The organism is Streptomyces sp. NPDC020597 (genome assembly GCF_044335095.1).
Classification (GTDB): domain Bacteria; phylum Actinomycetota; class Actinomycetes; order Streptomycetales; family Streptomycetaceae; genus Streptomyces.
Genome location: NZ_JBIRUL010000016.1, coordinates 44326 through 69184 on the forward strand (window position 1 = coordinate 44326; position 24859 = coordinate 69184).

The window sequence follows — 24859 nt, forward strand, 5'->3', positions numbered from 1 at the left end:
CCTCCAAGGCCAGACCCAAGGACTCGTCCTGTAGGCCCGCCTGAGAGACGCTAGCCCAACGGCAACTCCGCCAGCATGACGGCGAAGACCGGGGAGTCCGGGAAGGGCTGCTGTACGCCCACCTTTTTGAAGCCCCAGTCCTCGTACAGAGCCTGGACGCGGGGGTGTTCGACGTCCACCAAGAGGACGGCGAGGTCTTCGGTCCGGCCCTCCAGAAGGGCGCGCGAGAGCAGGTCGGAGATGCCTTGCTTCCGGTACGCCTGACGGATGGCCAGCTCGGAGTAGGCGAAGGTCAGGTGCTTCTCTGGGGGCTCTTCGACGTACTCGCGCCACCACTCCCGGCCATCGACCGCCGGAGCGCCGTACGCAAAGCCCACGGCCGTGTCGCCGTCCCACGCAATCACGCAGGCGTAGCCCTCGCGCGAACCCCAGTGATCGACGAACCAGGGGAACTTCTTTCGGAAGTCGTCTGTCTGCTCGCCTTGGGCGTCCACGTGGATGTCGATGATCGTTTGCCGGATCTGCGGCAGGTCCTCACGGCTGTAGCGACGGACGTCCAGGTCGGCCATCAGGCTCGGCTCCATTCGGATCGGTAGCGGTCGCCCCACTCTCGGGCGGCCGAGGCATTCGGCGCAAGGGTGATCAGGTCCCGGTAGAAGTCACCAAGCAGGGAGCGCATGCGGCCCGGGATCGGGTTGCCGGACATCAGCTCGAAGGCCGAGGAGGCCGAACGGCACCCCTGGTCAACGTCCCGCTGATGGACCTGCGTCAGGGCGAGCCTGGCCGTTGCCAGGGCCCGGTTCCGCTTGAAGTGCTTGGGAATGCCGCTCAGCGCCCTGTGGGATGCGGCCTCAGCCTCGGCGAAGTCCCCGATCCGGTCCCGGGTGATGGCCATCATGGCGTCCAGCTCGGCCACGCCGTAAAAGCTCACCCAGCTCGGGCGGGCCTCGTCCTCGGTCGCCTTGGCCAGCGCCTCCTGGGCGTAGCCCAGGGACCTGATAGCCGCCTGGCGGTCCCCGAGGGTGGCGTGGGCAACGGCCGTACGGGCGTGCGCGAGAGAGCCGTAGAAGGGATCCCGGCGGGCAATGCCCGTCGCCTGAGCCGCGTACCCAGCGTCCACCGCGTCGGCAAAGTCGTCCCGCTGATGGGCAAGCATGGCGTAGGAGTTCCACACCCGCAGCTCGACGACGGGGTCCTTGGCCATCCCGGCGAGGTACAGGGCGCGGTCCAGCCGGGACTGGGCCCGGCCGAGCTGACGGCCGTCGATAGCGGCCCACGCTGCTGTCGAGGTGTAGTTGGCGGCCACGGAGTACAGCCTCTGCCGGATACGCTGGGAGGCGGCCCGCTTGACCTTCTCGAGTGCCTCGTCCGCTCCGGCGAGGGCGGACCGCTCCAAAGCCTCGTGACCGCCTCTGACGGCATCCAGGGCCATCAAGGCGTCTAGGCCGGACCTCAGCCGGATCACGTCGGAGGTGCCGACGATAGACGGTCTCGAATCCACGATGGGCGCCACGACGGCAACGGCGGTTCCAGTGGTGGCGGAGATGAAGTTCCTGCGTCTCACGGAGTTCTCCGAAGCGTTCACGCAACGGCTTCTTGCTGCCGGAGGATTGAACCCCAACTCTCGGGCAGTACAGCCGAATACTGCCTCCAGCGCCTCACGCTGACGAGGGTGCGGCCACCGGGTCTTGCCCGTGATCCAGTTACGGACCGTGCGGTCGCCGACCGTCCCCTCGTGCCCTGCTCTCATGAGGTGAGCGTTCACCTTGTCGGCCAACTCGGCCTGCGTAAGGCCACTCTGCCGTAACGCGCTACCGAGACGCGGGTTCCCCTCCATGTACCCACCGTAGCCACTGGCGCCTCGTCAGTGGCCGGCGAGGCAGGAAATTTCCGGTGGGCGGGGGGCACGTCCGCAGGTTTTTTCCTCCCCTACAGCCGAGGGCGGACGTTGACTGAGTGAGGCCGTCGTTCACCGACCCTGTCGAGGTCCAGATGATCGCGTTAACGAAGTCACGTCCCCAAGGGCACCGCCCCGGATACTGCCAGGAGCTGCCCGCCACGAGGAAAAGTGCCGAAGCCGCCCGCCGGCTCGTCGAAACGGCACTATCCCTATGGCATCTGGAGTGCCTGACCGATGCCGGGATCCTAGTGGCGAGCGAGTTGGTGACCAACGCGGTCACGCACACCGACAGCCACCGTATCCGCATCGCCGTCCGGCGCACGGGAGAGCGATCCGTACGGATCGGCGTCACCGACACCGCGCCCGTGCCTCCCGCGCCCGCGGTGTCCGCCGCCGCCCTCAGCACGAACGGCCGCGGACTGCTCCTCGTGAGTGCCCTCGCTGAACGTTGGGGAACGGAGTTGCACGACTCGGGCAAAGAGGTCTGGGCCGAGTTGCTCAGTGAGCCCTTCCAATGACCGATCCGCGGTCCGTCACACGCCCACGAGGCGGGGCTCATGGAAGAACTCAGGTGCGACAGGGCACGCGCGCCTGCCCCTGGCGCAGGCGCATGGGATGGCTGGCCCGTTTCACTGGGCCGCTCCTCATCGTGATGATCTCCGCGTCCTGCGGCTTCGTCATCGGCGTCGCAGCCTCGACTCTCCCACTCACTCCTTGAGCTCCGCACCCGCTTCGGCGGATCCGGCAGCTTCAGCCGGCGAGGAACCGGCTCGGGCCGCCCAGATCAGCGCACCGCAGCATGCCCGCCCCGCCGTCTTCTCAAGCGGCCAAGTACCCCCGCCAGACTGCCCGGACGACCACCGCACCATCCGCAAAGGCCGCCGCGCCCCCAACTTCTCGAGAGACAACCGCATGATCACTCCTCCACTTCCCTACAGTCCCCGATCCCCAACCCCCAGCAAGTGGCAACCCATGACCACCCCGGATACCTCCGGCCCCGTTCCGTTCATCACCCAGCGTGAAGGCGAGGACGCAGCCCCCGACAACCTGACCCTCCTCCCCCACATCGACGGCCGGCTCCACCTGCACTACCTCGACGAAGACCCCCGCGACCGTGACCTGCGCGGCGTGCTGTGGGCACGCTGCTCCTTCAACCGCCTCGACGCACGCGGTCAACCCACCGGCCGGCCGCAGTGGAAATTGATGCACCCCTACCGGCAGCTGATGTGCATGCAAGCCCTGCGCTGCCAGATCTGCGCGCAGCCCGCCCGCTCCCCACTCGGCCTGATCTTCCTCGTCGGCCCCCATGACGAGAACTCCGGCGTAGCGCAGGTGCTGACGAACCAGCCGCCCGTCTGCGCCCGGCATGTGCGCACGGCCGCGCAGCTGTGCCCCCACCTGCAGGGCGGTCCGACCGTCTACCTGGCACAGAGCGCACCGCTTTATGGGGTTGTCGGCACTCTCTACGGACTTGGCGGGAATGGTGTCCAGCCCGTCGCACAGCCAGGGCCGCCCTTGCCCTACAGCCACCCCGACATCACCGGCTTTCTCGCCTCCCAGCAGGTCCGCCGCCTGCACTCCTTCCGCATCCTCGACCTCGATCAACTCCTACAGGAACTCACCCCGCCGGCGGTATAGACCACGGCCTGCACACCCCGGGCACCCCCGCCCCTGAGCCCGCGGGCAGTCTCCCGCCCGGCGCGGGAGCCCCGAGGGCGACCGCCGCCCCGACAACCGGGCCCCTTTCCGTGCCGGGCCCATGGCTGCCACGGCTCCGAAAGCAGGGCGTGCGTCGTGTCTGCTGAGGCTCCCGTTCACCGGTTCGTCTTCGACACGGAACGACATGGGAGCCCGTATGTCCGTTCTTCGCTGTTTTCTCTACCTGCCAGGGAATCGACTCGTGACTGTCATCTTGCCCGTCTTCGTCAGCCAGTTGCTCGGCCAGAGCCAGGACTCCGCGGAGGTCCCAAAGATCGCACCGTCGGCTGCCGTTGGCTGGCTTGCCCCGCTCGCGTCCCGGATTGTCAGCGTCTTCGACACGGGCTCCTACCGGGCAGACGGCTCTTTCCTCGCCCACGGCTACATGCATCTGCCTCTTACGTTGTCCGACAGGCCCGCCGCCTACCTTCGGGTGACGGCGCAGTCCGGCCTGGAGCCCTGGCCGGTGCTCGCCACCTCGGTGGTCCTGACGATCACAGGCTCGCTGCAGCTGGAGATGTACCAGGAAAGAGCCGATTCCCTCGCTCAGCAGCCCCACTACGCGCGCACGTGCGGCCCCGAGGAAGTGCTCGCCGTCCATGCAAAGACGCTCTGCGCCACCCGCAGCAGTGCCGACGCGTTACATCTCCTGGCCATGACGCCTTCGGTCAAGCCGGGCGGCTCGCCGCTCACTACGGACGAGTACACCGGGGCCGCCCGCCGGGCGCGCGAGGCCCTCGAGGACGTCTTGCTGGCCGGCACGGCGGGTGGACGCCGGTGACAGCCGCCGACTCCTGGCTGTCGCAGGTCCCGTGTCTGGACATGCCCGATGTGGCCTATGTGCAACACGTCAGCTGCAGCGTCCTGGACCGGATCGCCGCAGACCGGACCCTCCTCACCGCACTCGTGGACGCGGTCCTGACCGACCCTGACCGCCTGGCGGCAAGCCGCGTCACGCTTCTGCTGAACCGGTTGTCGCTGTGGGAGGCCCCGGATCGCAGCTTCGAGATCCGCCTCAACATGAACCCGCGGCCCGAGAACCAGCTCGTGCCGCACGACCACTGCTACGCCTTCGCCACCCGCATCCTGGCCGGCGGCTACGTCCACGTGGTCAGGCGCCGCACCGACGGCCGTCAGGGTCCGTTCACCGGGGCGGATCTCCAGCCGGCCATCGTGACCCTCGAGCGGACCGGCAGCGCGTATGCCCTGGACCACTCGATGGTGCACCAGGCGGTGATGGCGCCCGGCACCGTCACCCTCTTCGTCCGCGGCCCACGCCGAAAGCAACGCTCGCACGCTGCCGGCGACCTCATGCCGGCCAAGCAGTCGTGGCCCGAGCCCGCCATCCCCGGCGACGAGCCCGAGGAATCCCGCTCCGCCACCCTCAACGAGTTCCTGACGATGCGCCGCTACCTGCGAGAGCGCCAAATCATCGACTGACGTCGCGCATCGCGCACCTCTTCGGTGTGCCGCTGCCCTGCGGCGCGAGAGGCTACGGCGAACACCTTTGGAACGACATGAGGAGTATCCCGATGGCCGGCGTTCTCACGACCGATCACCCTGCCTGGCACCGCTACGAGAGCGGTGCCTGTGCCCGTGCCGTACAGGCCGGCTCAGGGCTGTGGGTCATGTCGCACGACACCTACGGCCTGCGCGTGGATTGTGTGGATGGCAGTGAGGACGTCAAGCCGTCGTTCGTCGTCACCGACCCCGCCGGCCTGCCGGCGGCCGCCCCGAGCGCGCTGCGGGATGGGCTCGTCGAACTCGGCGCCTCGCAGCGGCTCGCCAACCCGTGGCTGTGGGACGCGATCACCACCGCGATTCTGCGGCAGGTCGTCCGCGCGGACCAGGCCCGCAAGCTCTACCGCACCTGGTGTGCGACGTACGGAACGGCCGTGGAGGGGCCCTTCGGTCCGCTGGCCGTCGCCCCCACGCACACCCGGGTTCTCGAACTGCCCGACACCGGCTTCGCCGCCGTCGGCGCGAAGTTTCATCGCACTGCTCTGCAGGCCGCGGCAGAACACTACGACCGGCATCACGACGCATGGGGGCACGCGGACGCCGGGGAGCTGGCCGTCGCCCTGACCAGCATCCCGCGCATCGGTCCGTGGACCGCCCGCGCGGCGGCCGCCGACTTCACCGGGGACTTCAGCATCTACCCGCACGACGACCTCGCCGTGCGCACCTGGGCCGCGCAGATCGCGCCCGCCTACCCGTGGCCCGGCAAGAAGGACAAAGCGTTCGGGCCGCTGTGGAGCGGCTGGGCCGGCGAGGACCGCACCGCCTTGCACACCCTCACTCTCGCCACCCTGACCTGGGGGGCGCACATCCGATGACCTGGAGGATCCATGCGGCAGTTACCGCTGATCGCGGGCGCCGACACCACCCGCGCGATCGACGCCCTGTTCATCAACGCACCGCTGCGTGACTACACGCTGCGGCCCCGCACCAACGACTACACCCTCCCCGTGCTCGGCATGGCCTACATCGCCACCTACGCCCAGCAACAGGGGTTCAACGTCGGCGTGCTCGACGCCGAAGCCCACGGTCTGGGCGTAGACGAGACGGCCCGGCTAGTCAACGAGGCGGGACCCCGCTGGGCCGCCATGAATCTCCTCGCGCCCACCTACGAGATGTCCGCGCGGATCGCCGCCAGGCTCGATCCGGGCATCGACCTCATGGTCGGCGGCCACCACGCCAAAGCCATGCCGGATCGCGTCCTCAACGACCCCCGCATGATCAACCTGCGCGCCCTCGTCCTCGGCGAGGGAGAGCTGCGGGTCTCCGCGCTCCTGGATGACGCCCACCGCCGGCGATCGCTGTCCGGCGTCCTGTGGCGCGACCCCCTGCTCGGCACCCGGGCCGCCGGTATCGCAGATCCCAAGACCAGTGCCGCCCTGCTGGGACCCGACATCGACGCCCTGCCCTACGTCAACCGGGCCTTCCTGCCCCAAGACCCCTACCACGCCCCGCCCACGGCGACGGACCTCCGCCTGGCCGCGCAACGCCCCTGGATCAGTCCTCGGGGCCACTGGGAGGCCAACATCGTCGGCAGCCGCGGCTGCCCCTACAACTGCACGCTCTGCGGCGCGGCCGTCTCCGCCAACCCGGACGTCAGCATCCGCGTCCGCTCCCCCCACAACATCATCGGTGAACTCGATCAGCTGCACGACGAGTACGGCGTGACCGCGTTCCGCTTCGTCGACGACCTGTTTCTCGGCGTCGGCCGGGTCATCGACGAGCAGATGACCGCCTTCGCGAAGCACCGGATCGGGGACCGGTACGTCTGGGACGCCACCGGCCGCATCAACGTCCTCGACCGGCTCACCGACGCCGACCTGGACCGCCTCGTCAGCAATGGCCTGCGCGAAGTCGCTCTCGGCATCGAATCCGGCAGCGACCGCATCCTGGCCGCGATGGACAAGCGCATCGACGCCGAGATGACCGAGCGCGTCGCCCGTCGCCTGGTCGCCCACGGCATCGGCGTGAAGGGCTACTTCATCCTCGGCTTCCCCGGCGAGACACAAGAGGACCTGCAGGCGACCGTCCGGCACATCCGCAACCTGTGGGACATCTGCGACCAGCACGCCGGCGACATCCGCGCCAGCGTCTTCGAGTTCCGGCCCTACCCCGGCACCCCCGTGTGGGACACCCTGATCAAGGCCGGCTACACGGCGGACGCCCTGCTGGCCTACGGCGACGTCGACCTGACCGGCGACGGAGCCCACGAGTCCATGCGTCAGCGCGACGAGTTCAACTTCTCCGTCGGCCTCCAGTTCGGCGACGTGCCGCTGCCACAGATCCGGTCGACCCTCGCCACCCTCACCCGGGAGCAGCACGAACGCAACCAGAGCGGGCAGGAGGAAGCCGCGTGAGCGACGAGCGCAGGGGCTGGTTCGTCAGCATCGACGGGCCCAGCGGCGTGGGCAAATCCACCACCGTGCAAGCTCTGCACGACCTGCTGGCCGGCCAAGGCCACCCCGTCACCTGCACCGGCGAGCCGACCACCACCGCACTGGGCGCCTTCACCCGGGCGAACGCCGACCACGTTCACGGCCTGGCGCTCGCCTGTCTCGTGGCCGCCACCCGCTACGAGCACGTCGAGACGGTCATCCAGCCCGCGCTGCAGGCTGGCGAGCTCATCGTCAGCGACCGCTACCTGCCCTCCACCCTGGTCCTGCAGCAACTCGACGGCGTCCCCGTCGAATTCCTGATCGACATCAACCAGCACGTGCCCATGCCAGACCTCGCCGTGATCCTCACCGCCGAGCCGTGCCGGATCGCCGCACGCATCGCCGAACGCGGGATCACTCACCGATGGCACCTCGATCCCACCGGCCCGGGCAGGGAAGTGGACCTCTACCGGGATGCGGCGGCCTACCTCATGAGCCAAGGAGTCCAGGTACTGCTCCTCGACAACGGCGGCTCCACCCCATCGGACGTAGCACGGCGAATCACCGACGCCCTGCCCGCTCTGCCGCTAGCGTCGATTCCCTCCCCCGCCCCTTCAACCCCCCAGGGAACATGAGCGGACAACCGGCAGCACCCGTCATCGACACCCACGTCATCCTCCGCGACGGCGACAAGATCCTCCTCTCGAAGCGAGGCGGCCCCTACGGCCACGGCCGCTGGCACATGCCGTCCGGAAAGCTCGACCACGGCGAACCCCTCCCCGAAGGCGCCGCCCGCGAACTGTCCGAGGAAACCGGCGTCACCGTCGACCCGACCGCCCTACGGCTCGTCCAGGTCGTCCACCACCGCCAAACCGACGACGTCGAACGCATCGGCTTCTTCTTCGAAGCCCTCCAATGGGAGGGAGAGCCCGTGAACAAAGAACCCGACAAGTGCATGGCACTCACCTGGTTCACGGTCCACGAACTGCCCGACGACATCATCGAATACCCGCGAGCCGGCCTCCTCGGATACCTCGAAGGCACCGGGCCTCTCACCACCCACAACTGGCGCGGGCGCGGGGAGTAGACGTAGATCCATAGGGTGCCGGGCCACGTCGCCGAGAACACCCCCGCGGGCGCGGGGAGCAGTGGGGTTGATCGCCGATGCCGAGCAGCCCGATGAGTGGACACAAGCTGCATGCAGCGGCGCAGACCTGGGTGGAGCACCGAAGCCGACAACTTCCCGGTGCCCGCCGAGTCCTGCGAGGCCTCTGGCTCTGGCTCTGGCGGCACAGTCCTTGGGCTGTCACGCTTGCCTCAGTCGCTGGTGTCGACGGTCATGTATTTCCCCATCGCGAGCGTCGGCTTCCCCCGCCCGGACGTTCGACCCGTCGTCACACCATCGTGGTCGTTTCGCGACTGACCGGAAGGTGAGGTTCGGCTGGTCAGTCCCAGCCGGATGCCGGCTGGTCGACTCGGCCGCCCTTGTGGGGTGTGGGGATGTAGTCACGAGCACCGCCGGGCAGGGTGGCGACACACGCCGCCGAGCAGGCGCTGACCAGCAGGGGCAGTACGTCAGTGGCCACGCGCAGTGAGATCCACACCTGATGGAGTGCGCTCTGTTCGATCGGACGGGCGCAGACACTGCAGCTGTGGATGGCGGTGACGCCCCAGTGCCGAGGATCCAGGTTTCCCGGATCGAGGTCCGCGACGGAGTTGAGGGAAGGCTGTAGCTGTGGGAACGGCGGTCGAAACTTGTAGTTGCCGAACAATGCGCGCGTGCTCACCGTGCTGCGGGTCAGCTTCCGGCATCGGGTGATCTCGTAGGGGAACCAGTGCAGCCGGTAGGAGGTGTAGGGGGTGAACTCCTCCAGGTTGGTCATGGCTCCGATCTCGGGCGGGATCCGGACCAGATTGCTGCTGTAGAGCACGAGGTGCTTGACCGCCGTCAGCTGGGCGATGCTCGATGGCAGGGTGATGATCTGCCGCCGCTCTTCCGGACTGAGCTCGGCCAGGGGGCGGAACTCTTCGCGCCCGTCGGCGGCGGCCACGTCGATCAGCTCCAGCAGGCGGCGCCAGCCCGGAGCTGAGGTGTCCTGCCGCTCGGCGTGAAATCCGACTCGGGCTCGCGGATGCGGCCTGGACTGATCGAAGCACGAGCACGCGTCCTGGCGGGGCCCCCGTCGCTCCGGGGCCGGGTCCGATGTGTCGCCCCAGCGGTTCAGATTGAGCCTCGGCTCTGCCTCGTCCGTCATGACGCCAAGATACGGAGGCCGCCCCAGGCCGTCCCAGGATTATCCGGGTGAGACACAGCGACCCCATTGCCGCGCTCGAACACTCAGCGGGCTCGGGGGTCAGGCGCTCCCGGCCAGTTCAACGAGAGGTCCGCCGACGACTGCGTCGTGGTCCTGCAGGCCGTCCCTGGAGTGAAGACGGCCTGCCGGTCCCCAGGCGGGCAGGAACACCCAGACCGCTCATGCGTGCAATGGGTTGACGACGATCTGGTGCGTGGGCACGCCCCACGACCACCTCACGGCGCGTGTGACGCGGGAGGGCGGTATGTCGTGGAGGAAGACGACCTCCCGCTCCTGTCGGAAGAGGTAGTCGAGGCCGAGCACCCGGTTGAGGTCGATCCCGCTGCCAGGACGGTCGATCTCGTACACCCAGGTGCTGCCATGGGCCCGTTGGGGAAAGCAGGCGGCCTGCCGCTCGCGGCGGGAGCAACCCAACCACGGGGACGGGGCGTTGCGCAGGCCGTATTCTTCGAAGTCGGTATTGCAGACGTCGCCGCGAATACGGAACCCAGTCCGGAATATCTCGAAGGGACACCTGCTGTCCCCTCGGTAGACGCGGGCAGGGGTGACGACCGCCCGGGGCGGCACGACGAGTTCGGTGGGGGGAGTCGTGGCCGTGAGCACACGCACACGTGCGGCAGTTCGAATGGGATGCACCTGGGACGCCTCTCGGTCCGCGTCACACCCCGGTGGCGTGACGCGGACCAGATGGAGCGCTAGCCCTGGCGTCCCCGGCAGGTTCTCTGCGCGCCGTTGGGCGACTTCGTCCCAGGTCAGGTGCTGTTCCAGAAAGTGTTCGGCGGGCGTCCGGACCGAGCGGCGCCGAACAGCGCGCACGCCGTCGGGTGCGTCGCGGGCCGGGGTGGCGCAGCGAAATGGCTAGGGACCAGGCGCCGGGCCCGTCCGACCTCTCCGCGGAGGAGATCCAGTTCTTCAAGGCCTGCCGCGTGCTGTTGCACGCGGCAGGCAATCCACCTCGACGGATTCTGATGGAGATCGAAGACGGCCGCGGGAATGCAGCGGCCCGTTCTTCTCTTTCCGAGTGGTTCAGCGGCAAGACGATCCCCAAAGAGCAACCGCACTTCAAGGGAATCGTGCAGAAGTTACTGAAAATCGCACGAGATAATGGCAGATCACTGCCCGGCGACTACATGTACTACGAGACATTGCGAAAGCGAGCGGAAAAGGCACGCCGTAGCCGGGTGCAGCCCCCGAGGCAGCGCGAGTTGTTGCTTGCCTATATGCGCAGGGCAGAACTGACCGCCGACCGGCACCCCGCTCCGGGGCTCGCCCGCTGGCCGGTGCCGGCCTTCTCCAAGGTCTATCGGCCCCAGCGCAGCGTCGGCTGGGTCTCCCGGGCTGCGAGTCCGGTTCCGGACACGCACCTAAGCGGCCAGGACGGCCCGGCCACCGGACACATTGCCGACGGCGCTGTCCTTCACCCGTCAACTGTGCTGCACGGCGGCAACTGCCTGGTGCTGGCCGGCCCCGGCGGTGGCAAGTCAAGCCTGCTGCGAGCGGTGCTGATGGAAGGGCTGCGAGTACCGGAGGCTACGACTCCGGTACCCGTTCTGCTACCGGCCCGGGCCCTGGAGAACGAGCACCTGCTGCTGCCCCTGGCGATCGCCGAGCATGTGAAGGCCGAGTTCGGTCCCCTCACCGAGCAAGACCCGGACACGGCCGTGCTCTTCGCCTCCCGTCCTCGTCCCGACGCGCACTGGCTGCTCCTGGTCGACGGGCTGGACGAGATCATCGACCCTGCCCGTCGGGGGGCGGTCCTGGGCCGCCTGGCCGCCCTGACGGCGGACGACTCCCCCGTCCACCAGTTCGTCGTGACGAGCCGTCCACTGCCGGCCTGGGAGTTGGACCGCCTCGGCAACAAGGTGGACCGTCTCGAGCTTCAGCCCTTCGACCGGGCGGACCTGCGGAGCTTCGCCGTCGACTGGTTCAAGATTGGGGACGCACCGTCGCCGGAGCAGCAAGCCGAACACCTGCTCGCCCAGACCGAGCATTCGAACTTCGCCGCCCTGGTACGGGTCCCCTTCATGGCCACGATCCTCTGCGACCTGCACCGGCAACGTCTGGCGAGCGAGGAGACCGGTCCGGCCCGGGGGGACGTCCACCCATTTCCGGTGGACACCGAACGCCCTGACTCCCGCGGTGCTCTGTACCAGTGGTTCACCGACATGCTCCAGGAGCAGCAGTTCGAAGCGGACCTGCGCCAGCGGGTGGAGGCGACGCTCGCGACGTATGACGACGACCTCACCAACCTCGCCATCAGGCAGTCGCGGCAACGCATCGAAGAGATGGCCGTACGCCAAGTGTCCAAGGACAGGGACGGGCAGGCCTTCCGGAAGGAGCCTTGCCCGCAGTCGGTACCACCGACCGTGTGGGAGGCGGTGCTGCGGGACATCATGCTGGGCACCGGCCTGCTGACAGAACAGGCCGGACGGTTGGTCTTCCTCCATCAGACCCTGGCGGAGTACCTGGCCGTACGGCATCTTGCGAGCAAGCCGCCAGCGTTCGCCAGAACCGTCCGCTCCGTGCTGAAGGCCGGCCTGCTGCAGCAGGTCCGGCTGCAGATGGCACATCCGCAGTCCTACGACCGGCCGGAAGGGGACTCATACACCGGGTTCCTGCTCGACCGGGCGGCCGAGATCGAAATCGACTGCGCCGCCCATCTCCGGCGGATGGTCGCCCATGGCGGATTCGGCGCCAGCGCCTTCGTGGTCCGGCAACACCTCCTGGGGACCCGCATCGATCCGGACGCGGTGAAGGACGCCGTCGACGTGCTCGCCAAGGAGGCCAGCGCCTCCCGAGCGATGGGGTGGTGCCGGATAGAAGCCATCGAGTTACTCGTCAAGTACGGCGACCGCCGGGGATCGGACGCCCTCGCGAAGGTGGCCGCCACCTCGCTACGCCTGCGCATTCCCCGCTACCAGGCGCCAGAAGACGTGACGATAGGGGCAGGGGCCGGCGGGCACTGGCATGACCTGAGGCAGTACCAGTACCTGCTCACAGCCCTCTCCCGCATCGCGTTCGACCCAGATCTGCTCGGCACCGCACGCGTGCACGCCGCGATCGCCATGGAGGCCGTGGAGCGCAAACACGTCCATGACGGCAGCGGCCTGGACGCGCTCCGCGCGATCAGCCTCAGCGCGCTCGATCCGCAGGACCGGAAGATGGCCAGGTGGGCACTAGCAACCGCCTACCGCGGCCGGAACACACCACCGCAACCGAACCGCGATTCCTGAACGGCGGCACTGCATCCAGCCGTCGGCCCTCAAGGCGGCATCACGACTGAAGGCGCACGAAACTTCAGTCATCGCACCGTGTCTGCGTGTTTGTGCCCGATGGCGCGCGTGTGACGCCTGAAGTCGTTCGTTGTGCCACCGGCCGGGCGCTGCGCGGTCCTGCTGACCCTGCGCCGCCCCGACAAGGGCCCGGTCAGGGCAGGCGCGGCCGATACGATGGCCGGATCCAACCGTCACCTTGACGAGAGGATCTGGCAGTGACCCAGCGCCATTCGGCCCGTGCTGCGGTGTTCTCAGCCGGGTCCTGGGGCACCGCCGTGGCAAAGATCCTCGCCGACGCCGGTACAGGCGTGGTCATGCACGCCCGCCGCGGAGAGATCGTCGACGCGATCAACACCCGCCACCGCAACCCCGGCTACTTCCCGGACGTCGAGCTGCCCGCTGCCCTGACCGCAACGACCGATCCGGCTGCGGCGCTGGACGACGCGGACTTCCTGGTGCTGTCCATCCCCGCACAGACCCTGCGGGTCAACCTCGCCGCGTGGGCGCCGCACATCGGACCCCAGACGGTGATCGTGTCGCTGATGAAGGGCATCGAGCAAGACAGCCACCTGCGGGCAACTCAGATCATCACCGAGGTGACCGGCGCCAACCCGGAGCGGGTCGCAGTGCTTTCGGGGCCGAACCTGGCGCGCGAGATCATGGAAGGCCAACCCGCCGCGGCCACCGTCGCCTGCGCCGACGAGGAATCCGCCCACCGCATTCAGCAGGCGTGCCACACGCCGTACTTCCGCCCCTACACCAGCACCGACGTAACCGGCTGCGAACTGGGCGGCGCGGTGAAAAACGTCATCGCCCTCGCGGTCGGCATCGCCGCGGGCATGGGCCTGGGCGACAACGCCACGGCCCTGCTCATCACTCGCGGGCTGGCCGAGACCACCAGGCTGGGGGTCGCCATGGGCGCCCACCCGGCTACCCTCGCCGGCTTGTCCGGCCTGGGCGATCTGGTGGCCACCTGCTCATCTCCGCTCTCCCGCAATCGCACCTTCGGCACCCATCTCGGCCGGGGCCTGAGCGTCGCGGAGGCGACGGCCCTCACCCGTCAGACCACCGAGGGCGTCAAATCCGCACAGGCGATCCTCGCCCTGGCCCAGGTACACGACGTCGAGATGCCGATCACGCAAGTGATCTCCGACCTGCTGCACGCGAAAGTCACCCTCAACGAGGCCGCGGCCGCGCTGATGCAGCGCCCCGCCAAGCCCGAGCGCTGACCCGGCACCCCACGCCGATGGAAGTGTCCCCGCGGGCGCGGGGAGCAGTCACCGTTCCGGACCGCGTGAAGAAGCGGATCGGGACCATCCCCGCGGGCGCGGGGAGCAGCCTCGGGCGTGAAGGAGCAGTCGAGTCCTTCCGGGACCATCCCCGCGGGCGCGGGGAGCAGCCGAGGTATACGTTCTCGTAGAAGCTCGACACGGGACCATCCCCGCGGGCGCGGGGAGCAGAAGGCGGACGTGATCGCGTTCGCTCCGGCCACGGGACCATCCCCGCGGGCGCGGGGAGCAGGCCGGGTGGTATTCGTGGCGGCTGATCCAAATGGGACCATCCCCGCGGGCGCGGGGAGCAGACTGCTTGACCTGGTCTCTTACCTCGGAGGTGCTGGATTACAGAGCACTTTCTCAGAATCCGTCATTCAGCCCAAACCGTCCCGATCTCCTTCATGCCGTTCCGAAGCGTCGCCGTTTGGCCGCCTTGCTCCATCCGGAAGGGGCCGTGGTTGGTCGGCTCGTTTCGGGGGACGGCGGGATCTTCGTCGCGGGGCGGTGGATGAGGGTGACGCCTTCGTGGTCGATGGGGTGCCATGCGTGGTCGTGGGTGCGAAAGGTGAAGCCTTGTTCATTGTTGGTGGTGTGGGTTAGTAGGGCACGTCCTTGGCCGGCGTACTGCTGGACTTCGTGCCAGAGTGCGTCACGGATCCGGGCGGAAGGGTTGCCCACGAACACGCCTGCGGAGATTTCCAGCAGCCAGCGTGTGAGGAAGCCGCGCAGTCCTGCCGGGCAGTTGGTGAGGACAATGACGGTCACCAGTTCACCTGTTCGTAGTCGCTGGTGTTGTCATGGTTATAGCCCGCGGGGACTTCGCGGCCGCCGTCGCTCTGAAGTCGGACCACGTCCTGGTCGCTGCCGGGGTCGGCTGAGCTGGTTCCTGCAAGCAACAGGTGCTTGATGTCGTCGACACAGCGTTCCAGCAGGGACGTTTCGTTGATGCGGTCCCGCAGAGCGCGGCGGGTACGGGGGCCGGCGTCCTCCTCGTCCTGCGCGGCGACGTCGAAGGCGAGAGGGATGCCGATCTCGGTTTTGTAGAGGTCCGCGATGTCGAGGACGAAGGACAGTTCGTGCCCGGAGTGGACGAATCCGAGGGCTGGGCTGCAACCGAGCGAGGTGACGACGGCGTGGGCGATGCCGTACATGCACTGGGCTGCTGCGGTGATGCTCTGGTTGACGGCGTCGCCGGCGGTGAAGTCGCCGGGGGCATACTGGCGGCCTCGCCAAGTGATGCCGGTGCGGGCGGCCTGGGCGCGGTAGCAGTCTTTGACGCGGCGTCCTTCCCTGCCGAGGAGTTCGTGGCGGGTCAGGCCGGCGGGGTCTTCGTCGGGGAAGCGCAGCCGGTACATGGCGCGGGCTACGGCGAGGCGGCTGCGTGGGTTGGCCCACTGGCGGGCTTGGGCTTCCATGAGGGCTGAGGAGCGTGTGAGGGCGCGTCCGGCGGCGTAGTAGCGTACGCCGCGTTCTCCGACCCAGCAGACGGCTGCGCCGGTTTCTCCGAGCACGCTCATGGCCTGGTGGGTGATGCGGGTGCCGGGGCCGAGGAGGAGGGTGCCGATGGTGGCTGAGGGGATGTGGGTGGTGCCTTCGGCGTCCTGGGCGGTGATGGCGTTGGCGTCGCGGTGGATGGTGCATCGTTCCAGGTAGAGGAAGGATGTGCGCTCGGCGGTGCGGGTGAGCTGTCGCGGGGTGAGTGCGGCGTGTTGGGAGATCGTGGTCATGGTGTCTGCCGTGCAGGCGTGAGGGGTGCCAGGGTGATGAGGCCGCAGCCGTAGGCCTTGGCCCGGCCGATCCCCTGGGTGAGGGTGTGGCGCAGGGCTTCGGGGTCGGTGACCTCGAGTCGGCCGTCGAAGGTGACGGCGACGAGGGTGACGGGTTTGCCTTTCCTACCGTTGTCTGCGCGCCTTTTGTCGAAGGACCGGTTGTTGTGGTCGCGGACGGACAGTTCGTAGCGGTCGCCGTGGTGTTCGTGTTTGCCCTGATGCGTCGTGCCGTTGGGCAGCAGCCGTGCGTCGTCAGCCTTCTCCACGATGCGGAAGCCGCTGCGTTCCTGGCGGTCCAGCAGCCATGCCATCTGGTGTACGGAGGTGAGGTGAGCGGTGATTTTGCGGGGTTCGCCGGGGGTGCGGCGGATGGTGTGCACGGGGTTGGCGGTCAGCCGGAACGCCCAGCGATCGCCGGTGGACAGCTTGTCGAGGAACGGGGTGTAGCGCCTGGTCTGCCAGCCGGGAGTGTGCGGATCCACTGCGGCTGCCGCCGGCCAGCCGGCCTGCTCGACGAGGTGGGTGAGGTCCGGGCGGTCGGGGCTGACGATGTACAGCAGCACTTCGGCGGGGGCCTGTTGGTCCAGGCGCCACAGCACTCGCGGCGCGCCGGGGGTGGGGAGGTCGGTGGGCAGCAGGTTGGGGAACGAGGACATGACGGCTGCGTGCATGGTCTGAGGCGAGGCCAGGAGCCGCCTGGCGCCGGGACGCGCGGTGTTCACGCGGAAACGGGAGAGGTACATCAGCTGCTCTCATCCTCCAGAGCATCGAACGGGTCATGCCGCGGGGCGCCGTCCGGTGCGCCGGGCAGGGGCACGGTGGCGGTCACGACGGTGCGCAGGGCGTGGCGGCGGTGTGCGGCGGCGAAGCTCAGCGGTTGGTCGCGCAGGGTGTCTGCGGCGCCGTGTTCGTCGGCGGTGGCCTCCCGTAGCACGGTCAGCGTCTGGGGGCTTCGGCGGCGGTGCTGCCTGCGGTACCAGGCGGATGCCTGCCAGGGCACCTCTTGGAGCACGTCTTCCAGCCGGGTGTTTTGGCTGAGGCCCAGCTGGAGGGGTTGGGCCGGCGGGCAGGAACGGCGGCCGAGGAACGGCAGATATACCGGTGCTTGGAGAGCGGCGTGCAGCCCGTCGAGCAGGGTGTGCTCGCCTTCCACGGCGGCGACGAAGACGGCGTCGGCGAGGTAGAAGCGTTCGGTCAGCGGCATGGCTTTGCCGGTGACGGCGTGGTGGGCGGTGTGGAAGTCCCGGATGCGCGTGCCGGGTTGGTCGATGCGGACGCCGAACCGCATGGCCGCCAATGGGGCCAGTCTCGTGTCGTCGCCGCGTTCGATTCCCGCTGCGGCGGCGAGGAGGCCGATGACGCCGCTCTTGGTGGGTGCGGACTCGGTGGTGCGGCGGGTGAAGCGGGACGAGGCCCCCCAGGATTGAAGGGGGCCTGCCAGCCGCAGGGCGAGCACGCTGGTCATGCGGGCTGCTCCAGCCGGTCGGCGACAGCGCTGCCGACGGCCGCGACCAGCCCGGTCAGGGTGTCGGCTTCGGTCCCGAGGTCGGCCAGCTTGAGGGTGTTGGGGCCGACGCGCAGCACCCACGTCAGCGTGGACTCCTCGTCGCCGTAGGCGCGTTCGATGTCCGGGATGTAGGCGGCGAGGCGGTCGGAGGCTTCCCGGACGTGGCCGCCCTGGTCGCCGCGGACGGGTTCTTCGAAGGCGGCGACGAAGCTGATCGGGCGGGTGGTGCGCAGCTTCACGACGATCGCGTCGGGCAAGGTGTGATGCCCGAAGGTGTTGATCTTTCCGGTCGGCAGTGAGGCGACGAAGCCGTGGACGAACGCCTCGACCGCGCGGCGCACCGGGGCGGTGCGCGGCTCGTCGTCGCGCAGGCCCTGGCCGAGGTTGGCGGCGAGCTGGTGGACGCCGAGGGCGGCGTAGCGGTAGAGGGTGGCGGAGTTGAAGTCGACGGTGCCGATCATCCCGGCGCCGGTCTCCTCCTCGGTGTTCTCGTCGTCGACGGCTGTGTAGTAGTCGGATTCGATTTCTACCCGGTGCACGCTGATGGCGTGGGCGACCTGGACGGCGGCGTCGACGTTGAAGTCGGCGGCGTCGGCGACCATCCGGCCGAAGAGGGCGACATCGACGGAGTGGCGGCTGTCCGCGATCTGCCTGGCCTTGTCCTTGTTGGCCTTGTCCTTGAAGAAGGCGGTGATGTCCGCGGCGCCGTCGACGGCGAGTCGGGCCAGGCCCTCGAGCTGGCGGGCGGAGAGGAACACCAGATACTTCGCCTCGGGCACCGGGGTGTCGCCGGACTCCTTGGCGGCGTCGGCTTTCCGCTTGGGCACCTCGGTCTTCAGTCCGGTCGCCTTGACCGTCTCGTCGGCGAGCGTGAGGGCGCTGTCTCCTCGCAGCGACTCATCGAGCGCGGCGATCCGCTCGGCGAGCACCTCCACGACCTTCTTCGTCCGCACGCCGAGCTCGCTCGGCTCGAGGAGGTGTTCGTCGGCGAAGTAGGTGCGGGTCGCCCGCTTCCATGCCTGGCTGGAAACCCGTGCCCGCGGTACTCCCCCGTACACGGCCGTCTTCGGTGCGCCGGTGTCGTCACGGTTGAGGTTGCTGGGCGGGACGGTCTGCAGGGCGTGCACGTCCAGGAAGATGCGGGTCACGAGGGGTCCTTGTCGCTGTCCGGGATGCTTGGGGTGTCGTCGGCCGGGCTGTCGCCGGGGGCGGCCGGGTCCTGCCAGGCGTGGAAGGAGCGGCCCCACTCACGGCGCACGGTGTCGGCGCCGCCGGGCCACTGCCAGGTGTAGAGCTGGCCGGCGAGCAGGCCGTAGTCGAGCGGGATGTCCGCGCGGCGCAGCAGGACGATGAGGTCGCGCAGTCGCTGGGACAGCGCGGTCAGGTCGGGTGCGGTGCCTGCGCGGACCAGGCGCTTGCGGACGGGCTCGTCGATGCTGTCGTGCGGCATCAGGCGGCGGACGGCTGCGCCCAGTCCTGTCGGCCTGCCGCGGGTGTGGGGGCGGTGCATGCGGGCGCCTCGGGACTGCTGGTGCAGCGCCCAGAGGGTGAGGGCCGCGTGCAGGGCGTTCTCGGCCCGTGCGAGCTCCTCCTCAGCGAGTGGGCGCACGCCGTCGAGGCGCGCGTGCAGCGGGGTGGTGTCGACCAGTGTCCATAGGTCGGGCAGGTCTGCGGCGTCTCGGCCTGCGCCGCGGCGCAGGCGGGCCAGCGCGGCGACGTCGCGTGGGCTGTCGCGCAGGTAGCCTTCCTGCCACCTCTTGACCTGTGCTGCGGTGAGGTCGGCGACCCGCGAGCGGACAGTCGGCGCGGCTGTTGCGGTGGTCATGTGGGCACCTTCAGGTCGGTCGTGAACGAGCCGGGCTCGGGGTCGCAGTCGTGCGGGGAGTCCGTGCCGGATCGCGGCCGCTCGTCTTGCTGTCGGTCCGATTCGGACGTCTCTCCCAGCATTTTGGCCAGACGGCCGCGAAACCAGCGGTCGGCCAGGCCGGCGTTGAGCCACTGTGTGCCGCCCTTGGCGACGGAGACGGTCCTGCCCTGCCAGGCCGCGTCTCCGGCGTCCTGGATGAGACGGTCGCCGAGGCGGCTGATCAGAGCGTGGACCTCGCGTTGCCACAGGCGCCGCCGCTCGAACGCCTCCCCGGAGTCGGTGAGGGCTGCGAGCCAGGCGCGGTAGGGCTCTTCCAGCGCAGTGAAGCCGAGTTCACGCGCTGCCGATCGTCGCTGCTCCCCTTCGGATCCGGCCGCGCGGGCCAGGTCGGTAGCCAGGTCCCCGAGCGCCCGCACCGCCTGATCGGCATCCTCGACCGCACCGATCGCCTGCCGCGCACATACGCGGTCTTGGCGGTGCAGCAGCACGACCGGCATGAGCAGGCGGTCGTCGACGACCTCGTCGATCACGGACTGCTGCGTGCCGTATTTCGCGCCGACGACCCGGGTGCGGATCAAGAAGTCCCGCGGGAGTTCCCCCTCGGTGACCAGTCGGGCCACCCACTCCAGGATCCCCGGCCGCAGGTACATGGCGGCTTCTGCTCCCTGGGCGGCCTCCGACCGGTCGGCGACCAGCGAGGCGACGCCACGCCACGCGGCGCGGGCAGGGTCATGATCCCTCGGCAGGTAGATCAGCGGCTGGCGCAGCTTCTTCTCCTGGAACGTGCTGCGTCGCCAGGAGGTCATCGGCTCCCGGCGGTGCATGTTGCGCGCCGTGAGCGGATCGCCGTAACCGAGGACGACGCCGGTGACACCGTCGGCGTCGTAGTGCAGGCGCAGTCGGCGTGACTGCCAGGTATACAGATCGCGCAGCCCGGTCGGCATGCGCTCGGCGCCGCCGGGAGGACACGGCTCACGCCGCCAGGCCGGCCGGTCGTCCTCGGTGAACTCCAGGACATCGGTGTCGGCCGCCACCAGATTGAGCAACAGCGTCTCACGCAGGGTCTCGCCCTCCGCGAAGACGCCGCCCAGGTTCCCCTTCCACCCGGTGCCGAGCGGGTAGACCTTGCCGCCCTTGACGCGGTCGTCTCCCACGGCACCGGACTTGATGCCGGAGGTGTCGTAGGCATGGGCGTGGACGACCCAGCGGGCCGCCTCCGCGAATGACAGCCGGTCGACGGTGGGCATCCGCGCGGTGAGGAACGGTTCCCCGTTGGGCACGTCGGCCACGATCCGGTTGAGGGAGAAGACCTCGTCCTTGGCCGTGCGCAGTCCAGCGGTCTGGTAGAACGGGGTGGCCCGGTGCAGGAGGTCGAAGCGCTCGCGGTGCGTGTCCAGATAGTCCGCGACCGGGGCGAAGCACTGTGGGTCGGCCCATAGTTCGCCCCAGGCCTCGATGTCGCGGGGGCCCTCGAGAGCATCGTGCGCGACGGCCAGGAGCAGGCGCAGCAGCGCGAATTCCTGAGTGGCCAAGTCTCCCACGAGGTGCCGTACCTCTGCGGCCTGGGCGAAGACCTGCTGCAGCGACAGCTCTTCCTGCCTGCCGTCGCACTTCAGGACCTCGATCCAAGGCTCGATGCTCAGATCGAATAGCGGGACAGGGACCGTGCTGTCACCGGTCGGTTGCGTCACGGACCACCTCTAGGCCGTCGGAAGGGCTGTAGCGGAGCGCATAGCCTGCCAGCAGGGTCTGACAATCCTCGTCGAGCGCAAGAATCAGCTGGTCAGCCAGCCATGGGCTTCCCTTGCCCTGCCAGGCGGGTATGTACAGCTGCTCCAGTTCTGCGATGGCCTGGTCGAGGGTCTCGGCGTAGGAGAACTGGAGTGGCAGCCGCAGCCCGCAACTGGCCGCCGCGCGGGCCGCGAACGACGTGGGCACCTGGTCCTGCGGCAGTTCCAATCCGCCGCGCCGGCGGCCCTGCTGGTCGGCCTGTAGCCATGGGAGGGTGGTGAGGGTGCCGTCGGCATGCCGCTGCACGACGACGACTTCCAGGCTCTCCCGGCTGTCGCGGACCTGGGCCCGGCCGGCACGGGTGTCGTCGGCGTCGCCGACACCAGCCGCCACCCAGCCGAACAACGGACGCCCCGCGCGGCCGACTTCTCCGAGGCGGAACACGGCCGCTCGCTCGGCCTGGTGGGCCCGGTGCCGCTCGAAGCGCACCTTTGCGTCATGCAACGCCGACGCCCAACCTTGCGGCCCGGCCAAGGCGTCGGCGTAGGTGCCTTGAACGAGGGGGCTGATGTCGCCAGGCAGCCGTACAGGGCGCCTCGATCCGCCGTCGAGATGGGGCAGCAACACCGCAGCCGAGCGCAGTAGCGCGTACGCCCCGTAGACCGCGACCGATCCCCGCACCGGGACAGGTACGTCCGCCTCCCAGTCGGCGCCGGCCAGCAGGCAGCGTGCCTTCTGCAGCCGCGCGGGCCGCTGGTTCTGGTCTTCACCGCGCTGGTGGCGGTGCAGGCGGCCCATCCGCTGCAACAGCAAGTCCACCGGGCACAGGTCGCTCACGAGGAGATCGAAGTCGACGTCCAGGGACTGCTCGGCCACCTGGCTGGCCACCACGATGTGCCGACTCGTAGGCCGCCGCGTGGTGTTGCCCGGCGGACCGAACCGCTCCAGCAGGTCACGATCTTTGGCCGCGCGGTCGACGTCCACGAAACACGAGTGGGCGACCGTGATGGCATCGTCGCCGAACCTCTCGCGCAGCACATGGGCCGTCTCCAGCACCCGCTTGACCGTGTTGCGCACGACGAGCACACACCCGCCGCCGGCCAGCTCCGTTTCCAGCCGGTCGGCCAGAACGTCCAGGCCGTCCTCGATCCGCTCGATCCGAACGTCCGTCTTGCGGGCCGAAGCAGACGGATGACGCACGATAGGGCTGCCGTCCGGCACGACAGCGGTGAGCAGCGGATACTCACCGCCCGCCGGAGCACTGTCGATCGGTGCAACCGGCACTGCGGCGTATGCCTCGACCAACTGGCGCCGGCGCGCAGCGGGCAGAGTCGCCGAGAGGACAACCACGGGTACCCGGTAGGAGCCCAGCCAGGCCAGCACGCGGTCCAGGTAGACGCTCATGTAGGCGTCGTAGGCGTGCGCCTCGTCGATCACAACGACCTTGCCCGCCACTGCGAGGTGGCGAAGGGCCAGGTGTCGGCTCTTCAATGCGGCGAACAGCAGCTGGTCGACAGTGCCGGCCACAAACGACGCCAGCATTGCCTTTTTACGCCCCCGCAGCCAGGTGTGCGCCACCAGTTCGGCGCCCGCAGACTGTGTCGGTGCCCCCAGCCGCCGGGACGCAGACGCGGCAGCATCCATGTCAACCGCCGCCACCCGCCCTCCGCGGGCCAGCAAACCGGCGAAGTCCTCGTTGAGAGCCGCCTTGGAATGGGCAAGGTGTACAGAGCGCCGGCAACTGCCGTCGTCCGGAAGCCGCTTCAGCCACTCCAGCAGCCGCGGGAACATGGCGTTGCCCGTCGCCATCGTCGGCAGTGCGAAGAACACGCCGCCCGCGCCCGAGCGTGCCGCGAAAATCTCGGCCACGGCGAGCGCCGCTTCCGTCTTGCCCTCACCCATCGGCGCCTCGATGATCATCAGCCCGGGTGCCTCCATCTCCCGGGCCAGTGTCAGCGCTGTCTCCTGAACCGGACGGACCTTCGCCCCCTGCAGAAGCGCGAACCGCGACGCGAACAACTCCTGTGCATCGCCGGCAGGTTCTGCCGCCTGCCAGGGCGGCGGAAGATTCAGCCCCTTCCAGGCCGCGGCCAACCGCTCCTGGCTGCTATGAGACTCGGCGTCGGGGAAGTACGGGAACAGGTCGGGATTGCTGGCGATCCAGTCAGAGACGATGACGAGCGCGGTCAGCAACACCTGTACGGGCTGCGGCAGTTTCAGCGCTTGCCACTCCGCAAGCCGGTCCTCTACGCCAAAGCACTGCGCGCACGCGTCGAGCAGCTCCGTCTGCACCTGCCGCCACACCCCGCTGCTGCGGCCGGGAGTACGCAACAACTCCTCATGGTCGTACAGGGCTTTGACTTGACCGCTCTCCGGAGGCACCCCATGGTGCCCGCCCACCGCCACGGTGAACTGGCCCGTCTGCTTGTGCGCCCACCCGTGCCGCTCCTCCAACCACTCGCCCAGCAACACCTGACCGGCCAGCCCGTGCGGCGCCAGCCTCCGATCCGGCCCCATAGCGTTCCGGGACCGCATCTCCAGCCCCTTCACCCGCATCGCATCGGCGAGTTGATCGACCTGGCAGGCGAACGCCGGCGTCGCCTTACCGATGTCATGTCCACCCGCAAGCCACACGACGAGCCTGCGCCCATCCACCTCGCCACCAGGCAGGACCTCGGCAATCAACTGCCGCATCCCGAAAGGCAGCCACTCATCCCACAGAAGGCCAGCGACGGCGGCACTGTCCTCCATGTGCCGCCACAACGGCAACCATCCATCAGCATCACGATCATGCTTCGCCCACACCGACCGCGCCGCAGCCCCCAGCCGCGCCAGCAGACCATCACGGCAGTCTCCCCCGCTCGTCATACAGACTGCCTACACGCAAACCGGCCTCCAGCAGGCCAAATCGAAGAAAGAAACTCGATCTCTAACCGATCTAGGCCATCCAGCCACCCTTGAGCACACTTGCGTCGTATGGTGACCCGCTTAACGCCACCACCAAGACAACCAAGAGAGCGAAATGTGCAACTTGCCGGAATTAGCGAAAGTGTGGGAAAACCCCCACCACAAGCTATAGACCCGCAGGTCAGGCAGTCTGCTCCCCGCACCCGCGGGGATGGTCCCGCCACCCCGCCCTCGGACTTCATGGCCGTTGCCTGCTCCCCGCACCCGCGGGGATGGTCCCCGACCAACCGGTTTGCGCGCCCTGCATGACGACTGCTCCCCGCACCCGCGGGGATGGTCCAGCGCCGTCGACATGGCTGCGGCGGCCGGCCAGCTGCTCCCCGCACCCGCGGGGATGGTCCCGCGACGTCAAGCGCGGCCTCGTCGACGAGTACCTGCTCCCCGCACCCGCGGGGATGGTCCCACCGGCTCCGGACGCCCTGTGCCGTTGTAGGCCTGCTCCCCGCACCCGCGGGGATGGTCCCGGGGCCCGGCAGGACCGTCATGCCCCGACGGCCTGCTCCCCGCACCCGCGGGGATGGTCCCGGGTCCTCTCCGTACGCGTCGAACACCGTGAACTGCTCCCCGCACCCGCGGGGATGGTCCCGGCGCGTCGAACTTGATCAACGTCAGCGGTCTCTGCTCCCCGCACCCGCGGGGATGGTCCCGTCTACGTTCGGCGGA

General features: G+C 68.9%; 22 protein-coding genes and 2 CRISPR repeat arrays (1 of these 24 cut by a window edge). Of the genes, 10 read left to right on the forward strand and 12 right to left on the reverse strand.

Annotation, left to right across the window (positions count from 1 at the left end):
• Window positions 1-50: 50 nt before the first annotated feature.
• Complete coding sequence (locus tag ACH4ZA_RS25525; RefSeq protein WP_398431784.1) at window positions 51-569, reverse strand: GNAT family N-acetyltransferase; 519 nt, start codon at window positions 567-569, stop codon at window positions 51-53.
• Window positions 569-1585 carry a hypothetical protein gene (locus ACH4ZA_RS25530; protein ID WP_398431785.1) on the reverse strand — a complete coding sequence of 339 codons (1017 nt, stop codon included), beginning with the start codon at window positions 1583-1585 and terminating at the stop codon, window positions 569-571. The genes ACH4ZA_RS25525 and ACH4ZA_RS25530 overlap by 1 nt, the downstream gene beginning before the upstream one ends.
• A gap of 371 nt (window positions 1586-1956) precedes the next feature.
• On the opposite strand from ACH4ZA_RS25530, the gene ACH4ZA_RS25535 reads away from it, so the two are divergent.
• The 8 genes from ACH4ZA_RS25535 (at window position 1957) to ACH4ZA_RS25570 (ending at window position 8578) form a co-directional block, all read left to right on the forward strand.
• Window positions 1957-2418 (forward strand): ATP-binding protein, encoded by a 462-nt coding sequence (locus ACH4ZA_RS25535; RefSeq protein WP_398431786.1) that lies wholly within the window; start codon window positions 1957-1959, stop codon window positions 2416-2418.
• 454 nt (window positions 2419-2872) lie between these two features.
• Window positions 2873-3538, forward strand: coding sequence for a hypothetical protein (locus tag ACH4ZA_RS25540; protein ID WP_398431787.1), 666 nt, complete (start codon window positions 2873-2875; stop codon window positions 3536-3538).
• 262 nt (window positions 3539-3800) lie between these two features.
• Window positions 3801-4379: a hypothetical protein gene (locus ACH4ZA_RS25545; RefSeq protein WP_398431788.1), complete on the forward strand. Its 579-nt coding sequence runs from the start codon at window positions 3801-3803 to the stop codon at window positions 4377-4379.
• Complete coding sequence (locus ACH4ZA_RS25550; protein ID WP_398431789.1) at window positions 4376-5038, forward strand: hypothetical protein; 663 nt, start codon at window positions 4376-4378, stop codon at window positions 5036-5038. The genes ACH4ZA_RS25545 and ACH4ZA_RS25550 overlap by 4 nt, the downstream gene beginning before the upstream one ends.
• Window positions 5039-5130: 92 nt before the next feature.
• The gene (locus ACH4ZA_RS25555) at window positions 5131-5934 is read left to right on the forward strand and encodes a hypothetical protein (protein ID WP_398431790.1); all 804 of its coding nucleotides are present in this window, start codon (window positions 5131-5133) and stop codon (window positions 5932-5934) included.
• 12 nt (window positions 5935-5946) lie between these two features.
• Complete coding sequence (locus tag ACH4ZA_RS25560; protein WP_398431791.1) at window positions 5947-7473, forward strand: B12-binding domain-containing radical SAM protein; 1527 nt, start codon at window positions 5947-5949, stop codon at window positions 7471-7473.
• The gene (gene tmk / locus ACH4ZA_RS25565) at window positions 7470-8126 is read left to right on the forward strand and encodes a dTMP kinase (protein WP_057578261.1); all 657 of its coding nucleotides are present in this window, start codon (window positions 7470-7472) and stop codon (window positions 8124-8126) included. Before ACH4ZA_RS25560 ends, tmk begins: the two co-directional genes overlap by 4 nt.
• On the forward strand, window positions 8123-8578 hold the full coding sequence (locus ACH4ZA_RS25570; protein WP_398431793.1) for an NUDIX domain-containing protein: 456 nt from the start codon (window positions 8123-8125) through the stop codon (window positions 8576-8578). The genes tmk and ACH4ZA_RS25570 overlap by 4 nt, the downstream gene beginning before the upstream one ends.
• Window positions 8579-8936: 358 nt before the next feature.
• Here ACH4ZA_RS25570 and ACH4ZA_RS25575 read toward each other — a convergent pair whose 3' ends face one another.
• Window positions 8937-9746 (reverse strand): leucine-rich repeat domain-containing protein, encoded by an 810-nt coding sequence (locus ACH4ZA_RS25575; RefSeq protein WP_057578265.1) that lies wholly within the window; start codon window positions 9744-9746, stop codon window positions 8937-8939.
• Between the two features lie 219 nt (window positions 9747-9965).
• Complete coding sequence (locus tag ACH4ZA_RS25580) at window positions 9966-10622, reverse strand: hypothetical protein (protein WP_398431794.1); 657 nt, start codon at window positions 10620-10622, stop codon at window positions 9966-9968.
• A 38-nt stretch (window positions 10623-10660) separates the two neighbouring features.
• Here ACH4ZA_RS25580 and ACH4ZA_RS25585 point away from each other — a divergent pair, with 38 nt between their 5' ends.
• Entirely contained in the window at window positions 10661-13039 is a 2379-nt protein-coding gene (locus ACH4ZA_RS25585) for an NACHT domain-containing protein (RefSeq protein WP_398431795.1), read from the forward strand.
• 257 nt (window positions 13040-13296) lie between these two features.
• Entirely contained in the window at window positions 13297-14310 is a 1014-nt protein-coding gene (locus ACH4ZA_RS25590; RefSeq protein ID WP_319279334.1) for an NAD(P)H-dependent glycerol-3-phosphate dehydrogenase, read from the forward strand.
• A gap of 19 nt (window positions 14311-14329) precedes the next feature.
• Window positions 14330-14663: direct repeats of the CRISPR family, unit length 29 nt; unit sequence GGGACCATCCCCGCGGGCGCGGGGAGCAG.
• A gap of 91 nt (window positions 14664-14754) precedes the next feature.
• On the opposite strand, the gene cas2e is transcribed toward ACH4ZA_RS25590, so the two are convergent.
• The 8 genes from cas2e to cas3 are packed head-to-tail and all read right to left on the reverse strand — an operon-like array spanning window position 14755 to window position 24097.
• Window positions 14755-15120: a type I-E CRISPR-associated endoribonuclease Cas2e gene (gene cas2e / locus ACH4ZA_RS25595; protein ID WP_398431796.1), complete on the reverse strand. Its 366-nt coding sequence runs from the start codon at window positions 15118-15120 to the stop codon at window positions 14755-14757.
• Complete coding sequence (cas1e, locus tag ACH4ZA_RS25600; RefSeq protein WP_398431797.1) at window positions 15117-16082, reverse strand: type I-E CRISPR-associated endonuclease Cas1e; 966 nt, start codon at window positions 16080-16082, stop codon at window positions 15117-15119. Before cas1e ends, cas2e begins: the two co-directional genes overlap by 4 nt.
• A complete protein-coding gene (gene cas6e / locus ACH4ZA_RS25605) occupies window positions 16079-16867 on the reverse strand; it encodes a type I-E CRISPR-associated protein Cas6/Cse3/CasE (RefSeq protein ID WP_398431798.1) in 789 nt (262 codons plus the stop codon). The genes cas1e and cas6e overlap by 4 nt, the downstream gene beginning before the upstream one ends.
• Window positions 16867-17589: a type I-E CRISPR-associated protein Cas5/CasD gene (cas5e, locus tag ACH4ZA_RS25610; RefSeq protein ID WP_398431799.1), complete on the reverse strand. Its 723-nt coding sequence runs from the start codon at window positions 17587-17589 to the stop codon at window positions 16867-16869. Before cas5e ends, cas6e begins: the two co-directional genes overlap by 1 nt.
• Window positions 17586-18779 carry a type I-E CRISPR-associated protein Cas7/Cse4/CasC gene (gene cas7e, locus ACH4ZA_RS25615; protein WP_398431800.1) on the reverse strand — a complete coding sequence of 398 codons (1194 nt, stop codon included), beginning with the start codon at window positions 18777-18779 and terminating at the stop codon, window positions 17586-17588. Before cas7e ends, cas5e begins: the two co-directional genes overlap by 4 nt.
• Window positions 18776-19456, reverse strand: coding sequence for a type I-E CRISPR-associated protein Cse2/CasB (gene casB / locus ACH4ZA_RS25620; RefSeq protein ID WP_398431801.1), 681 nt, complete (start codon window positions 19454-19456; stop codon window positions 18776-18778). The genes cas7e and casB overlap by 4 nt, the downstream gene beginning before the upstream one ends.
• Entirely contained in the window at window positions 19453-21189 is a 1737-nt protein-coding gene (gene casA / locus ACH4ZA_RS25625) for a type I-E CRISPR-associated protein Cse1/CasA (protein ID WP_398431803.1), read from the reverse strand. Before casA ends, casB begins: the two co-directional genes overlap by 4 nt.
• On the reverse strand, window positions 21170-24097 hold the full coding sequence (cas3, locus tag ACH4ZA_RS25630; protein WP_398431804.1) for a CRISPR-associated helicase Cas3': 2928 nt from the start codon (window positions 24095-24097) through the stop codon (window positions 21170-21172). The genes casA and cas3 overlap by 20 nt, the downstream gene beginning before the upstream one ends.
• A 229-nt stretch (window positions 24098-24326) precedes the next feature.
• Window positions 24327-24859: direct repeats of the CRISPR family, unit length 29 nt; unit sequence CTGCTCCCCGCACCCGCGGGGATGGTCCC; it runs 1946 nt beyond the window's last position.